Origin of the sequence: Anaerovibrio sp. JC8, assembly GCF_002100115.1 — a bacterium.
In the GTDB taxonomy this organism is placed as follows: Bacteria; Bacillota; Negativicutes; order Selenomonadales; family Selenomonadaceae; genus Anaerovibrio.
Window position 1 is genome coordinate 286552 of sequence record NZ_ANBM01000004.1, and the last position, 15091, is coordinate 301642.

Below are 15091 nucleotides of genomic sequence, written 5' to 3' on the forward strand. Positions count from 1 at the left end.
TTACGCATTACGATCGAGGAAAGCACCCAGCCACTCCTGGGCCTTTATCATACCCTCTACCATTTCCTCAGGTGGGTATTCCTTAATAACCTCTTTTGTCTCCTTGTCTATCATCTTGACAGACATTACATTTACTTCCTTGTGATACTGGAACTCAAGATTACAGTTGAGCTTGCTCATAAGCTCATTGAGCTCCTTTGTCATTTCACTGACAAATTCCTCATTGATGTTGTCCAGAGCCTGACGCTTTGGATCCTGTTCTTTTTCTTCGTTGTCTGTCTGACCTGCCTCGCTGGCTGTAGCAACCTTTTCCGGGGTCTGAGCCTCATCCGGCTTTATTTCAACAGGCGCCACCTTGCTTTCAACTGGCTCCGCTGTCCTTTTCTGGCTAGCCCCGCTATCCATTGCTGAAACAACAACTGCAGCAGCTGTCATGTCTGAAATGCTTCCTACCACTTTGAATCCCTCCATAGAAAATACTTTTAATCCTTTATTTCGGTAATGCCTGGGACAAATCTATATTATCTGCTGGAGCAGCAGCTTTACGGTTTTCTTCCTTAATAACCCTATAAATTTCTCCTCTATATACCTTTACATTGCGGGGAGCGTCGATGGCTATACGCACATTGTCGCCGTTCACCTCAACAATGTTGATAACTATATCGTCCCCAATCATAATCTGTTGCTTGGGGTGTCTTGTAAGTACCAGCATGGCCTATTCCTCCTTCTTCTCAGGGAACAGTCTATGCTTTGTTGTATAATTGGTCTTTTCAAGCACAACCTGCTTTGCCTTCATGTTCGACTGATTAATAACGATAGGTGCCAGCAAGTTTGCTGTCATATTTGGAATCCCTGTAGGGGGAATAGTAATGAGAGAACATACCAGCACATCAGCATCATTGGTAATACCAAGATTCTCCATGTTGGCATCGTCCAGTTCAAAGGTATAATCCGGGAAAAATACAAACGGATCGGTCATGAGAAAGGCCAGTTCCGGTGTAGATGCCGACTGCAAAAACAGATATGGACTTTCCGCATCATATGGGAGAATGGCAAAATCCCTTTCATCCTCAAATGCCGGAATACCATGTTCAAAGGTAACAATAGACTTTTCTTCAACTTCAATTTCACCAAATCTGGTAGTACTGAGCTTTCTCATTAATTGCCTCCGTATTTACACCTCATCCGTCAGTTCTATCGAACTGACACCTTCCCCTCAAGGGGAAGGCTAAACTCTCATATCATAACGACCAACGGAAATCCATTGGTTTACATAACCTTTTTTAGCCAGGGTGGTCTGAGCAGAGCCTGGGCGAATCTCAATCTCAGGAGTAGCCGTGGACTGGATACTGGTGGTATCACTGCCCGGGTCCATCCTACCCTTTATCTCAGAAGGGTGTACGGTAAATTCCGGATCTGGAATCTTCACTGCCTCCCACTTCGGCCACTGCAATATCTCTCCCCTCAGCCGAGACTTGGCTTCATTGCCGATAAGATTAGCCCCGGGATGGGCGCCATTCTTGGCATAATTCCAAGCAGAACGGGTAAGTCTTGAGGTATTGGCCTGTACATCACTGAAACCTTCCCCACCGTATTTCTTGGCAAAATCATCGTGATTTAAAAACCCATACGCCTTGCGGGAATTGTAAGTATCAATATCTACCTCCACCAAGGTGGCGGCCACATCCGCCAGCGGTGGATCATAGTGACGATGGAGCTCCGCCGGGCGAAAGGTATTCTTTATGGCCAGGGCCTGCTCCTGATGAATACTGATCTGAGGCAGCTCATGACTAATATTCAAATATTTCATTTCTGCCAACATAGTATTCACCTCTTTAATATATTTTCGAAAAGTTAATCAGAAATATTAATGTAAGTAATCTGCCAGGGTACCAGGCAAAATCTTGGACCCTACGGAGAGGGACAAGCTGTAAATTGTCTGATACTCCATAAGCATGGTAGCCAGCTTGGCCACATCGGTGCTGGACACATCTGTAATATCGCTGGTAATGGACTCATCCTGGGTGGTGAGCATATCCGATGCTGCGCTATAGGCCTGCTGGCGGGCAGCCATAGTAGTCTGAGCGCCCAAAACAGTAGCATGTGCAGTATCACTGATGGTAAGGCCATCGTTGGCAGTCCAATGATAATCCGCAGAATCAATCTTAGCTACAGTATATAACAAATCATTTAACATTGCTGTACCAGTGGCTGGGCTGTTACCATAATCGAAAATGTCACTGCCAAAAACATCCTGACCGGTCTGATTAACTGTATCTGTGGCCTTATCTATGCCACCAGTCTTCTTTACCATGGAAATATACTTGGCATCGCCCTTATAGGTAACAATATACTGCTCGGTGGTAGCAAATTTTACTTCGACATTCTGTCCCTCAACAGTTACGTTACCCCGCCAGTTATCACCAACATTAGCAGTGCCTTGAATAATAACACCATTTTCCTTAAAGTTATCACTGACTGGAAAAGCACCGCCTAAATCGCCCACTTGCTTGCCCGCAAGCTTTGCAGGATCAAGATAATTAGGGTCAGACGTATCTATGTCCTTAAAACCATTCTCCACAAAGTCCTTGGTGTATATTCTACCATCCTTAACATTCATATAATAAACATTGTTGTCATTATTAACGTCAACGAGCTTTAACATCTGACTAACAGAACCTGTCTCACCCACGTTAGTGAAAAACTTCGCCTGGGCTTCACTAAGAGTCTTAGTCTCACCACGTTTTTGTTTATCGCGGCTAATCTCAAACGGCATAGTGGTGTCGGACTGACCGGAGAATAGATAGCGGTCACCAATCTGGGCATTCATATCCGCTACTACCTCCTGAACACTGGCCAACAGCTCCTTGGCAATGTCCTTCATATCGTTCTCGTTGTTGGTAGAGTTGCCGGCGGCTACTACCTTCCCCTTAAACTCCTTCATTCTCTCAGTTACATTAACCAATGACGCATCACTGTTCTTCATCCAAGAAACTGCAGTAGTAATATCCTCCTGGAACTGCTCCACATTGGTAAGAGAATTTTTATATCTTAAATATTTGGAATAACCTACCGCATCGTCAGAGGCCCGATGGAGCTTCTTGCCATCGCTCTGCTCAAACAGCTTGGTATACTGCTCATAGGAGCCATTGAGCTGCTTTAGGTAGTTATTGGTCATCATTGTGCTGCTTATACGCATAATCTATACCTTACCTTTCTTTGGTCAATTATCTGCCAACTACGCCTGTGCTGTTAATAAGTCTGTCCAACATCTCATCCATGGTGGTGAGACAGCGGGAGCAGGCTGCATAGCCCTGCTGATAAGTAATCATATTGGTAAGCTCCTCATCCCAGTTTACACCGGAAGTGGATTCTCTAAGATTTTCTATCTGAGTCATAAGGTCACTTTGGAATTCTACCTTATTATTCATATTTTCAGTAGCACCGCCCAAGGTGGTCATGCTGGTGTTGTAGTAACTATAGAAAGACTCATCACCAATGGCACGTTTGCCGCCAGCTGGAGATAGGCCATAATTTTGAGCCGCTGCTCCTGTATTTTTTAATACACAGTTAAACAGCGTACTAATCCACACAGCGTTGGAGCCATCAGCCACACCATTTACCTCACTTGCAGGAGACGAAGCTGCCCCATGTGCAGGATCATCACCCGTCGTATCTGTAGTAGCTCCAGAACGGGCTGCCAACAGCTTATGTCCATCAGTAGCAGTTAAATCCTGATTTATGGTGAGTTCTTTAATGATCTGGATGCCACGAAGTTGTTCGGTGTCTTTGGTCAGATATGCATCACCAGTCGTCGAATCAGTCACCCAAGTATATTCCACTCCAGTCTGGCCATAGAAGTTGCCACCCTTCTTAATCTGGCCGCTAGTTTCTTCAAGGGTGTAGCCCGCTTTATGCTGGGCATTAAGGGTGCTCAGGAGGAACCCGGCCATATTGGCTAATCTATCAATATACTCCTTATCCTCATATACAGCCTGTATCTGACCATACAGTTCACCATTGCCAGGATTAAACTGAATATCAGATTCCTTAATCAAAAGAGTGTAGTCACTGACACCATATACCTTGTTATTTAATGGGGCAGATGCGGCAATGGTCACCTTGCTGGTACCATTTACCAGGGTAGTACCGTTACATACCAGATTGTACATACCATTTGGAGTTTCATTTACGCTGATATGCATAATTCTGGACAGCTGGTCCACCAGCAAATCACGCTGGTCGCGAAGGTCGTTGGAACTGGAGCCGTCGGCCTCCTGTTCCAAAATCTGACCATTGAGAACTGTAACTCTGTCCAAAATACTATTTACATTATCTACACTGAGAAGAATCTCACCATATACGGATTCAATCTGGGACTGAACCTGGGTTGCGGTGGCATTCAGTGTCTCAGCGAAATTATAACCGGCATTGATAACATTCTGACGGCTGGAAGCGGTACTTGCTGTGGTAGAGCAGTCCACCCATGCCTGATAGAATTTCTCCATGGAATCCTGGAGAGCATTGTCATCGGAATCGTTGAAAATGGTCTCCAGCTTGGAATAATTCTTTGCTTTGGCATTGTAGTAGCCATCGTTGGTGTTTTCCTTCCAGTACTGACGGTCAGCATAAATATCTCTTGCCCGGTTAATACCATAGACACCTACGCCGCTACCAATCTGATTGGCCCGGGAATAGGACCAGATAGTCTGGGAACGGGTTGCCACAGAATTAACCTGCTGACGGGAATAGCCCTCGGTACTGGAATTACTGATATTGTGACCTACTGTGTTTAAGCCTACTCTGTTGTTCTGAATACCACTTACCATGGTATTGAGGCCGTGAAATGTGCTTAACATAATTCTCTCTCCTGTCTCAATGTTTTTTGCCTTGAGTCCTCAGACTCCGGTATCAAACATCTTTCTCCCCTGAACAGGCATCCCACCGTTATCGCCCGGTGTTCCGTAGGTCACCCCCGCACTGGTCTGGGTCATTACATTGATGCTATAGTCGATAAATTTTGAATGTCTATCTAAAAATTGCATATTCCTGGAGTTTACATCCTTCAACTCCTGCAATATTTTGTCCTGTTTAATCAGCAGCGTATGGAGAACCACCTTGTCAGGCGAATTTGACTGGTCTTCCAGCCATTCTGACAGATTGCGTATATGGTTTTCTGCCATTATTTCGTCCTTGCGCTTGTCCAGGCTGCCTATATCTATCATTAATGGTTCCATTTCAGCAGACAGCTTCCTTGCTGCTTCTGCGTCAGTCTGGACCAACTTTTCCTGCTGTGCTTTTGCCAGCTCCAATAATCTTCTCAACAAAACAAGCTGCTGGCGAAGAATATCGATTATATCCTTCATGCTTACACCTCAAGATCCAAATTCTTCTCATGGGTATATTTTTCCTGTCCTGACTGGCCGTAGGATGGTTCTGCTGTGGTCCCTCCAAGCTGGTTGAGCTTGAAGTTGATAACGCTCAGGGCTGCTGAAATCATGATTTCATTGTTCTCCTGAAGCGCCTGGACTTTTTTCACCACGTCCTCCAAAGTCTTGTGGGAACGCTCCAGCAAATTGCGCATCTGACCGTCGGTACACTGCCCCCATACATCTTGCATAGCCATGTCAGGCTTTATCGTAACGTATTGCTTCGCCAGCTGGTTGATAACATCTTGACGCTTTGTTTCTGCCTTATTAATTTGTTCAATGATAGTTTCTTCCTGATGGACGATTTTCTCCAACGCCTTCAGGTCCACAGCTGCCAAAACTGCGCGCTTTTCTTCGCCCAGCTTCTTAAGCTTCTGATACTCAGTTATCAGGGTGGCTATAATCTCTGTTAAATCCTGCCACATTTCGATGCATCCCACCTCTCTGGCCAAGCCGTTCCATTAGAAACGACAATTCAACATGCTTGATGCCAAATCATAGCTGCTTACGTGATAATTGCCGGCAGCAATCATGTTCTCCAGCTCCGCAACACGGTCAGAGCGAACATCATCCATGGCATTCATCTTCTTCAGCATTTCGCTGGCATTCTGAGCCTTGGAGGAAATGTGAATCTCATCACTTCTGACCTCTTCCCGCTCGGCGTGCGCAACCTTGTTGGCACTGCGATGGTTTGCATAAACACTTGCAATTCCTTGAAGATTGTTGTTTATAATCATGGTTTTTCACCTTCCTTTTTCTCTATCTATGCCCTGATTTCTATCTAAAAATGAAGACACCTCTAGCCTCTACTCAGGTTCTAATCTTTTATCGAAAAAAAAAGCAGGACACTTAAATCCTGCTTTTAAAAATATCTTCTTATATAAAATAAAATTTTTCTTAGGACCGGAAATCACGGCCGGCATTGTACATGGTACTGCTGCGGTCCACCTTGTTCTGTGCCATTTTCTTGGTCTTGGCCTCCAGCTTTGCTGCCTGATCCAGCAGATCCTGGCTGCACTTGTCGCAGAAACGGCCAGTGTAAATCTCTTCACCGCACTTCTCGCATGGGTAAGTAATAACTGCACCGCCGGAATTGATGAAGCGACCGTTTTTGAGCATGCGAAGAACAACCTTCTCCTTTACGCCGGTCTCCTCAACAATCTGGGTGATGCTGCATTTATCATGATCACGAACATAGGTATGTACAATCTGCTCCTGCTCAAGCTCCAAATCATAGCAGGCAGGGCACATCTTCTGGCCTACTTCCAAATAAAGCTTTCCACATTCCGGACAATTCTTCAACTTATTCATGGTAATTCACTCCCGCTTCACTTACTGCTCTATAAATATTTTTACTCAATTTTTCATTCAGAGTTAGCACAATCTATTATAGCGAAATTTTCATTTCTGTTCAATAGCAGTTTTTATAGGCAGGGGACCGATATCTTTCGCCAGTCTTGGTGCTAAAGTGTTTTCTTGCTCTTTATATAGCGGAAAAATCATAACTCACTTCGTTCAAACAGATGATTTTTTCGCTAATACATATGAATAGCAACAAAACTCTTCTTAACGCCCCAAGCTCTAACGCGAAATCCATCGGTCCCCATGCCCACATATAACCATTAGCAAAATCACTTATGATTAGACGCGATAACAAGTCCGAAAATTCGGCTGGCTCCTGCTTCCCGCAGCACCTTCCCGCACTCTGCGAAGGTGGCACCGGTAGTGAAAATATCATCCACCAGCAGGACAGTCTTCCCCCTCACCAGCTGGCGGTGCTTCTTATCCGCCACTGCAAAGGCACCCTTAATATTTTTCTTACGCTCAGCAAACTTTAAACCAAACTGAGGACGGGTTTCATGCACCCGCCGCAACACCTCCCAGATTTCCAAATCTGAGTTTTTCATGGCATCCTCAAAAAACAGGATGCTTTGATTAAAGCCCCGCTGTTTAATTTTGTTTTTGTGAAGGGGCACCGGCACCACGATATCAATATCGTGCAAATCCAGCTTTTCAAAGCCCCTGTCCACAAAAAACTGCAGCTTCTTCACGGCGTTTTTCTTTTTTTCGAATTTGGCATCAGCAATGAGCTTCTTCACCGGGTCCTCATAATCACAGAAGCACAATACGCCGCCATCAAAAACAGACCCCATTTTGTCATCCAGGGGCAGCTTGCGGACCCGAAGTATTTTGTTAAGGCACTCCTCGCACCACTGTCCGTTATGCTTAACATAGCTGCCACAGCCCGGACACCTGGGCGGGAACAAAAAATTAAGTATCGCTTCTAACATAGTAAATCTCCATAGACGAGATAGCTTTAGCAAAATGCGGGTGACGTGGAATTGAAGCATGACAAGATGGAGCGTAAAATGGCATATCAGTAGAAAATATAATGATGACGTTATGAAGTGGCGGCCGGCTGCGCAGCCCGGCCATACTTATAGTATGCCGCAAAATATATTGATATGACACCAGCGTATTCGCGGAATGATTCATTCCACGGCAGGACCCGCCTTATTACAACGACCTTGCCAGGCGCTCCGCCAGCAGTGTGTAGCGGCGACGTGTCTTGTCGTTGGCCACGGCCGTATTAAGTGCCGCCTTAGTCCCAATCAGAATAACTTTCTTCCTGGCACGGGTAATAGCCGTATACAGCAGATTCCTCTGAAGCATAATCCGATGCCCCGGCACCAACGGCAAAATCACCACCGGATACTCACTGCCCTGACTCTTGTGCACACTCATACAATAGGCCAGCTGCAGCTCACCCAGCTCACTCTTTTGATAAACCGCCGACAAATCATCACTGAACTGAACCGTGATACTGTCCTCGTCCATCTCCACAATAAACCCGATATCCCCGTTAAAAACACCCTTATCGTAGTTATTCTTGGTCTGCATCACCTTGTCTCCCAAACGGAAGTTACGGGTGCTGCTGACATATTCCGACTTATAGGAGGCCGGTGGATTCAAGGCCGCCTGAAGGCGCTTGTTGAGATTTTCAACACCACAGGCCTGACGGTGCATTGGGGAAAGCACCTGAATATCCTCATAAGGAGCATAACCCTGCTTGGGCAGAAGATCCCGGCAAAGGCTTACTATCTGATACTCCACAGCCTCAGGATTATTCAGCTCAATAAATTCAAAATCACTGTTGGGAGCATTGTTAAACCGCGGTACCCGTCCTGCATTAATGGCATGGGCATTCATAACAATACTGCTGGCCTCACTCTGGCGGAAAACCTCTGTCAGACACACGCTGGCAATGACACCGCTCCGCAGAATATCCTTCAGCACGGAGCCCGGCCCCACCGCCGGCAGCTGGTCCACATCCCCGACCAGAATCACATGGCAGCCCGCCGGAACCGCTTCCAGGAAATGACGCATCAGCACAATATCCATCATGGACACCTCGTCCAAAATAATGGCATCGGCTTCCAGCTGGTCATCAATATCCCGGCCAAACATGGACCCATCGGAGGAATCTCCCCCCTGGGCCTCCAGCATTCTATGAATGGTAGAGGCGGTACGGCCCGTGGCTTCACTGAGGCGTTTTGCCGCCCGGCCCGTAGGTGCTCCCAGAATAATCTCCATGCCCTGGGACTCCAGCATATCTATCATGCCCCGGATAACTGTGGTCTTGCCTGTGCCAGGGCCGCCGGTCAGCACGAAAATACCGTGCTCCAGCACTCCCTGTATGGCTTCCTTCTGCTTCTGGGCCAGTTCAATGCCCGTGAACTTCTCCCATTTTTCCACCAATTTCATGGAATTGCCCACATTGATGGGCTTGGCCCTTTCCTGCAAAAACAGCAAGGTCTCAGCAGTTTCCACTTCAGCCTGATATAAGTATTCAGGATATACCAAAATAGTATCTCCCACTACTTCCTGATTCAACACCCCGGTGGCCAAATCCTGCTTCAAAACTTCCCAAATTGAATTTCTTCCAATACCCCGGACCCGTTCCACTTCATCCACCAGCATATTTTCCGGCACACAACAATGACCGGAAAGGGAAATACGCTGCAGCTGAAACTCCAGCGCAGCAGAAATACGCAGGGCGTCATCCGCCTGCATGCCAATCCCCGCCGCAATGGCATCCGCCGTGGCAAAGCCCACGCCGTCAATTTCCCGCACCAGACGGTATGGATTTGACTCCATAACCTCAATGGCAAAGGAACCATATTGGCCATAGATTTTTCCCGCATAGATTCCCGATACGTTATGTTGCTCCAGCCAAATCATAATCTGACGGAGCTCCGCCTTTTCCATGTAGGATTTATGGATTTTCTCCGCTGTCTTGGCACCAATACCGCTGACTTCCTTCAGCCTATTGGGAGCCTTTTCAATAACCTCCAGGGCTGCCCCACCGAAATGGGCCACAATCCGCTTGGCATTGACAGGCCCCACACCATCAATGGCACCACTGGCCAAAAAACGCTCAATCCCCTCCAGGCTGGTGGGAGCCGCCACCATCATGTGCTCGGCCTTGAACTGCTGCCCAAAACGGGGATGCTCCACCCATGTGCCCTTCAGCTCCAGCTGCTGCCCCTGCAGGGGTGGTTCCATCTGCACGGTAACCGTCACCATTCCCCGCTGCCCGTCAGGCCGCAGCCGAAAGACGCTAAACCGCCCATCAGAACTGGCAAATATTATATTTTCAACAGAACCCTGCAGCTCTTCCATTTATTACACCTCATAGTACAGAATCTTTAGGCACTTATCATTTTACATAAACTGCATTCAGTTGGCGACAGGGGATGATTCGATGAATAAGCGTAGCTCTATATGTCATATCAGTACATCTTTCATAAAAGGCTTGGTGAAGTTGCTGACGGCCCTTTGCCGTCAAAATATATACAAAGAATATATCTCATGTGACACCAGCGAAGCGCATGAATAGAACATCCCCTGTCAATCCCCCAAATCATGCTTCTGTCAGCTGTTCCCACTTCTCGTACCACTCATCCAGTTCCTTGGTCTTGGCCTCATACTCCCGGGCAATTTCCATGCTCTGCTCAGGATCCGCCTGAATCTGCGGACTGTTCATGGTCAGCTCCAAATTCTTCAAATCCATCTCAATGGTGGCAATCTGAGCCTCGGCCCGGTGAATCATCTGGGCCCGCTTGTCATCGCTCATGCTCTGGATGGCACCCTTTTTCGCATCAGTCTTGGCCTGCTGTTCCTTGGCTTTGGCCGCCTCAGCATTGACTTTGGCCTCCGCCTTGGCCCTTTCTCTGGCCAGATGGTCCTCTGCAGCCTGAATTTCCGCCAGCTCCGCCGCTTCCTTGGCTTCCTCTTCCTTCTTTTCCCGATAATAGCTGTAATTGCCGTCGTATTCCGTCAATCTGCCGTCTGCCAGCTCCAGCACGCAATTGGCCACCTTGTCAAGGAAATAACGGTCATGGGACACAGTAATGTAGGTCCCCGGAAAAGTAGAAAGTGCCTCCTCCACCGCCTCCTTGGCAGGAATATCCAAATGGTTGGTAGGCTCGTCCAATATCAGGAAGTTGGCTCCCGTCAGCATCAGCTTCAAAAAGGCCAGACGGGACTGCTCACCGCCGGACAGGTCCCCGATAATGCGGAACACCTCGTCCCCACGGAACAGAAAGGCGCCCAAATAACGCCGGGCCTGTTCTTCATCCAGCCCGTATTCATACTGCATTTCCTCCAGCAGGGTGCGCTCCATGTGAAGCCCCTCATGCTGCTGGGAGAAATAGCCAATCTTTACTCTGGAACCAATTTTCAGCTGGCCCGTTGGGGATTCCAGTTCCCCTACCAACAGGCGCAAAAGGGTGGTCTTGCCGGCACCATTAGGACCCACAATAGCCACTCCGTCCCCTTTTCTAATCAGCACATCAACATGCTCAAAGAGGGTTTTATCCGGAAATTTATAGGAAATATCCTCCAGCTCTGCCACCCGCTGGGCGCACTCTGCCGGAGCATTAAATGCAAAATAATTAAAGGCCGCTGTTTCCGCCGGTTTTACAATACGCTCCAGCCGATTCAGCTGGCTCTGCCGCCCCCGGGCCTGCTTGGACTTGATACCCGCCTTGTACTTGCGGATATAATCCTCAGTCTTTTTGATGTATTCCTGCTGCTTCTCGTAGGCTGTGAGCTGGGCTGCCCGCCGCTGCTCCTTCACCTTCATGAAATAGGAATAGTTGCCCTCATAGGCAGTAAGCCCCTGGGCTTCTATCTCAAAAATACGGTTGGTTACCTTATCCAAAAAGAAGCGGTCATGGGAAATGATCAGCACGCCACCGGAATAATTCTGCAAAAAGCCCTCCAGCCACTCAATCATTTCAATGTCCAAATGGTTGGTCGGCTCGTCCAAAAACAGGAAGTCAGGCTCCCGCAACAGGGCCTTGGCCAGACATACACGGGTCCGCTGACCGCCGGAGAAATGCTCCACCCTGCGGTCAAAATCTTCCTCTGTAAAGCCTAAACCGAAGGCTGTACGACGGATGCTGCTTTCAAAATCGTAGCCCCCCATATGCTCGAACCGCTCCACAATACGGCCGTACTGGGCCAGCTTTTCCTCATCATGGGAATGGGCCAGCTCCGCCTCCAGGGCCTCCTTGGTGGCCCCCAGGGCCATAACATCCGCAAAGGCACTCTTTAATTCTTCGTATAAGGTGCCCTTGACCTCCATATCCGCCTGCTGCTCCACATAGCCGATGGTATCCACCGGGTCCATGCTGATAATACCCTTGTCGTATTCCTCCTTGCCCAGCAGACATTTCATCAGGGTGGACTTGCCGGTGCCATTGGCCCCCACAAAGCCTACCCGCTCGCCCCGCTTTATTTCAAAGCTGACGTCATTAAATAATTCTTCTATGCCAAAGGCCTTGGACAGGCCTGTAACCTTAATTGTACCCACGCCTCAGCGTTCCTTTCCAAACAATCTTTTTTCTAATCTTCTAACGCAATTATACCTATGCCTATTCAAAATCCTTGCCCACGTATACCACGGCTTCCATAGGGTCAGCACCGTCCATAATGGTACAAGGGAACGGCATGCCGTAGAACCAGGTAACATTGGATCCATCTGTCACGATGATAGTATGCTCCCGATCACTCTTGTTGCCTGTATCAACACCGGTTACGTTGAAGCCCTGCTGAATGAGCTTGTTAACCATTTTGGCCCCGGCCCCGTTGACACCGCTGTCATTAATAACCAATACGGAAATCTGGCCTGGCCCTTCAGCCTTCTTGGCCGGCTTTTTATCGGTTTTCTCAGATTCAGGAATTTCCTTCTGCTCCTGTTTACCGGTCTCCGCCTTATCCTGCTTGTCCTTCTTGGCCACATTGCCGTCGTTGAGGGTCATGATACCCTTTGGCAAAGCTTCCATATATGTTTTCTTCTCTGCCTCAGCAGTCTGCAGTGCCTTTTCATCCAGAGTCTGGCCCATTTCCTCAGCCACCATTTCACGGAGGGAAATAATATCCGGCAGCCAATAGCTTACATCATCCAAAAATGCCGGAGTTCCCGGAAGCATCTCCGACTCCAGGCCCTGCTCCCGCACCTGTGGCAGCAGCTTGGACAGGGACAGCATTTCGGAAAGCGGCATATCCGTTTCCAGTGTCTTGCTGATAATCTCAATAATCTTTGGCAGCTTCGGCAAGGTGGAAGGATGCAGCATCTTGGTCATGACAGCCTTCATGAAATGCTGCTGGCGGCCAATACGGCCAATATCACCCTCACCGTCACGGAAGCGAACATACTGGATGGCCTTTTCACCGGTCATGTGCTGCATGCCGGGATAGAGGTCAATTACCAGACCACCGTTGTCATCCCACGGATCCTCGTAATACATCCGCTTTTCCACGTCAATATCAATGCCATCAAGGGCGTCAATTATATTTTCAAAGCTGTTCAGATCTATCAGGACATAGTAATCCATGGGTATCCCCAGCAGATTTTCCACCGTGCTGCGGGTAAGCTTGTGACCGCCGTAGGCATAGGCATGATTAATCTTGTCATAACCGTGGCCCTCGATCTTAACTCTGGTGTCTCTGGGAACTGACATAAGCTCTGCCTTGCCGTTTTCCTTGTTCACAGTCAGCACCATCAGGGTATCACTGCGGCCGACATCATCATTGCGCCGGTCCACACCCATAATCATAATGTGCAGAATCTTGTCATTGGTTTCAATTCCCGCCTCAGACACCACAGGCTGTACCTCCCGATGGGTCCACCAATGGGTTGCCAAAGCCGCCACCGCAAAGGTGCAAATAAGGGCCGCCAATATATATAAACGTGTATAATCTCTACGCCGTCTGCGCTTAATTCGCATGAAATAAATCCTCTTTTCAAGTTGTATAGTGTGGAATTTACCACATCGTTTCATTATACCAAGCAAAAAAAAAGAGGACAAGTAAAATACTCGTCCAAAGCAGATATATGGAATCCATGTACTATATTTACTTACTGTATTCTATTTTCCGTTCCTTGAAATGCACTGGCTTCAGGCCGATAAATTCCACCAAATCCTGAGCCATCTTAAAATTCATGCCAACATTTTCCGCCATATGGGCATCGGAACCAATGGTCACATACTGTCCCCCCAGCTCCTTGTAGCGGGCATAAATCATCAGCAGTGACTCTGCCACTGCCTTGCTGTCCAGCCGCCGGGTATTCAGCTCCATTACCGTGCCGGTGTCCAGCACATTCATCAGCACCAAATCCACCAGGTCATGATATTCCCGATAGCCAATTTCCTTGTCATCATAAGGAGAATAGCGGCTGATGTAATCAATGTGGCCCAGCACATCAATATATGGATTGGCCTTCACCATATCCGCCATGGTTTCCAGATAATGGCCATAGGCCTGCTCCTTCTTTTTGCCATCGTAATATTCCGGATAGTAAATATCCAGCTTATCAACGGCATGAATGGAGCCAATTACTTGGTCAAAGGGCACTTCAGCAATAAACTTTTTATTGGCCTCAATGCTGCCCGGGGTCATGCCTACCTCCACTCCCAGCAGCAGCTCATCGCACCGTAGGGCCTCATACCGCTCCCAATATGCCTTGGCATCAAAAAGAAAGTCCATATCCTTGTAGTGTCTGGACTCTTTATAATCAAAATCGTAATGCTCCGTGAAGATGAGGCCAATGCCCAAGCGGCGGGCAGCATCTATGGCATCGGTGGCCTTCATATCAGAGTCGGAAGAAACCTCCGTATGGGAATGACAGTCATAGATCATATTACAGCTGCTCCTTTGCCTGCTTTAAGGCCTTGGACAGCTGGTCCGGGCAGGAGGTTGGACGGGCACCGCAGCGGATACCTTCCACACGGCTGATAACTTCATCAATATCCATGCCTTCCACCAGCTTGCCGATGCCCTGAAGGTTACCGTTGCAGCCGCCTACTACCTTGAGGTTATGGATTTTGTTGTCCTCGATGTCGAATTTCATAAGACGGGAGCATACTCCCTGTGGTGCGTATTCAAAAGCGCTCATAAAAATCCCTCCTACACTACTTACACAATATATAATTTAAATCCTGCGGAAGGTACACATGGGGAACGCTCTCGCTCACTAGTTTACGTAACGGACACTAAGTTCATTCGGTGCCTTCAGCTTGAATTCACTAAGTACCGACGTAAACTACGTCCCCATTGTGTACCCTCCCGCGTTATTTTATTCATGACTGTAC

At 47.8% G+C, this 15091-nt stretch carries 16 protein-coding genes; all 16 read right to left on the reverse strand.

Annotated elements, in window-relative coordinates:
• The gene (locus D081_RS05650) at window positions 1–456 is read right to left on the reverse strand and encodes a flagellar protein FlaG (RefSeq protein ID WP_233127428.1); all 456 of its coding nucleotides are present in this window, start codon (window positions 454–456) and stop codon (window positions 1–3) included.
• Window positions 457–490: 34 nt separating this feature from the next.
• Entirely contained in the window at window positions 491–712 is a 222-nt protein-coding gene (gene csrA, locus D081_RS05655) for a carbon storage regulator CsrA (RefSeq protein WP_085023135.1), read from the reverse strand.
• A 3-nt stretch (window positions 713–715) separates the two neighbouring features.
• Complete coding sequence (fliW, locus tag D081_RS05660) at window positions 716–1159, reverse strand: flagellar assembly protein FliW (RefSeq protein WP_085023136.1); 444 nt, start codon at window positions 1157–1159, stop codon at window positions 716–718.
• A 69-nt stretch (window positions 1160–1228) separates the two neighbouring features.
• A complete protein-coding gene (locus D081_RS05665) occupies window positions 1229–1822 on the reverse strand; it encodes a DUF6470 family protein (RefSeq protein ID WP_085023137.1) in 594 nt (197 codons plus the stop codon).
• A 45-nt stretch (window positions 1823–1867) separates the two neighbouring features.
• Window positions 1868–3199: a flagellar hook-associated protein FlgL gene (flgL, locus tag D081_RS05670; protein WP_085023138.1), complete on the reverse strand. Its 1332-nt coding sequence runs from the start codon at window positions 3197–3199 to the stop codon at window positions 1868–1870.
• A gap of 28 nt (window positions 3200–3227) precedes the next feature.
• Window positions 3228–4859 carry a flagellar hook-associated protein FlgK gene (flgK, locus tag D081_RS05675; RefSeq protein ID WP_085023139.1) on the reverse strand — a complete coding sequence of 544 codons (1632 nt, stop codon included), beginning with the start codon at window positions 4857–4859 and terminating at the stop codon, window positions 3228–3230.
• 39 nt (window positions 4860–4898) lie between these two features.
• A complete protein-coding gene (locus tag D081_RS05680; RefSeq protein ID WP_085023140.1) occupies window positions 4899–5366 on the reverse strand; it encodes a flagellar protein FlgN in 468 nt (155 codons plus the stop codon).
• A 2-nt stretch (window positions 5367–5368) separates the two neighbouring features.
• Window positions 5369–5854, reverse strand: coding sequence for a flagellar protein FlgN (locus D081_RS05685; RefSeq protein ID WP_085023141.1), 486 nt, complete (start codon window positions 5852–5854; stop codon window positions 5369–5371).
• A gap of 36 nt (window positions 5855–5890) precedes the next feature.
• Window positions 5891–6166 (reverse strand): flagellar biosynthesis anti-sigma factor FlgM, encoded by a 276-nt coding sequence (gene flgM / locus D081_RS05690; protein ID WP_085023142.1) that lies wholly within the window; start codon window positions 6164–6166, stop codon window positions 5891–5893.
• A gap of 160 nt (window positions 6167–6326) precedes the next feature.
• Window positions 6327–6740, reverse strand: a complete 414-nt coding sequence (locus D081_RS05695) for a hypothetical protein (RefSeq protein ID WP_085023143.1) — start codon at window positions 6738–6740, stop codon at window positions 6327–6329.
• Window positions 6741–7060: 320 nt separating this feature from the next.
• Complete coding sequence (locus tag D081_RS05700) at window positions 7061–7720, reverse strand: ComF family protein (RefSeq protein WP_158087568.1); 660 nt, start codon at window positions 7718–7720, stop codon at window positions 7061–7063.
• A 226-nt stretch (window positions 7721–7946) separates the two neighbouring features.
• Window positions 7947–10112 (reverse strand): ATP-dependent RecD-like DNA helicase, encoded by a 2166-nt coding sequence (locus D081_RS05705; protein WP_085023145.1) that lies wholly within the window; start codon window positions 10110–10112, stop codon window positions 7947–7949.
• Window positions 10113–10353: 241 nt separating this feature from the next.
• Window positions 10354–12309 (reverse strand): ribosomal protection-like ABC-F family protein, encoded by a 1956-nt coding sequence (abc-f, locus tag D081_RS05710; RefSeq protein WP_085023146.1) that lies wholly within the window; start codon window positions 12307–12309, stop codon window positions 10354–10356.
• Window positions 12310–12370: 61 nt separating this feature from the next.
• A complete protein-coding gene (locus D081_RS05715) occupies window positions 12371–13726 on the reverse strand; it encodes an LCP family protein (protein WP_085023147.1) in 1356 nt (451 codons plus the stop codon).
• 127 nt (window positions 13727–13853) lie between these two features.
• Entirely contained in the window at window positions 13854–14639 is a 786-nt protein-coding gene (locus tag D081_RS05720; RefSeq protein ID WP_085023148.1) for a histidinol-phosphatase HisJ family protein, read from the reverse strand.
• Between the two features lies 1 nt (window position 14640).
• A complete protein-coding gene (locus D081_RS05725) occupies window positions 14641–14895 on the reverse strand; it encodes a TIGR03905 family TSCPD domain-containing protein (protein ID WP_037330146.1) in 255 nt (84 codons plus the stop codon).
• Between the last annotated feature and the right edge of the window lie 196 nt (window positions 14896–15091).

Coding starts and splice junctions, on each gene's coding strand:
- flgM (WP_085023142.1), bottom strand. CDS start 6,166: ATGATTATAAACAACAATCTTCAAGGAATTGCAAGTGTTTATGCAAAC.
- D081_RS05695 (WP_085023143.1), bottom strand. CDS start 6,740: ATGAATAAGTTGAAGAATTGTCCGGAATGTGGAAAGCTTTATTTGGAA.
- csrA (WP_085023135.1), bottom strand. CDS start 712: ATGCTGGTACTTACAAGACACCCCAAGCAACAGATTATGATTGGGGAC.
- D081_RS05680 (WP_085023140.1), bottom strand. CDS start 5,366: ATGAAGGATATAATCGATATTCTTCGCCAGCAGCTTGTTTTGTTGAGA.
- D081_RS05725 (WP_037330146.1), bottom strand. CDS start 14,895: ATGAGCGCTTTTGAATACGCACCACAGGGAGTATGCTCCCGTCTTATG.
- D081_RS05705 (WP_085023145.1), bottom strand. CDS start 10,112: ATGGAAGAGCTGCAGGGTTCTGTTGAAAATATAATATTTGCCAGTTCT.
- D081_RS05685 (WP_085023141.1), bottom strand. CDS start 5,854: ATGTGGCAGGATTTAACAGAGATTATAGCCACCCTGATAACTGAGTAT.
- D081_RS05715 (WP_085023147.1), bottom strand. CDS start 13,726: ATGCGAATTAAGCGCAGACGGCGTAGAGATTATACACGTTTATATATA.
- D081_RS05720 (WP_085023148.1), bottom strand. CDS start 14,639: ATGATCTATGACTGTCATTCCCATACGGAGGTTTCTTCCGACTCTGAT.
- D081_RS05665 (WP_085023137.1), bottom strand. CDS start 1,822: ATGTTGGCAGAAATGAAATATTTGAATATTAGTCATGAGCTGCCTCAG.
- D081_RS05700 (WP_158087568.1), bottom strand. CDS start 7,720: ATGTTAGAAGCGATACTTAATTTTTTGTTCCCGCCCAGGTGTCCGGGC.
- flgL (WP_085023138.1), bottom strand. CDS start 3,199: ATGCGTATAAGCAGCACAATGATGACCAATAACTACCTAAAGCAGCTC.
- fliW (WP_085023136.1), bottom strand. CDS start 1,159: ATGAGAAAGCTCAGTACTACCAGATTTGGTGAAATTGAAGTTGAAGAA.
- flgK (WP_085023139.1), bottom strand. CDS start 4,859: ATGTTAAGCACATTTCACGGCCTCAATACCATGGTAAGTGGTATTCAG.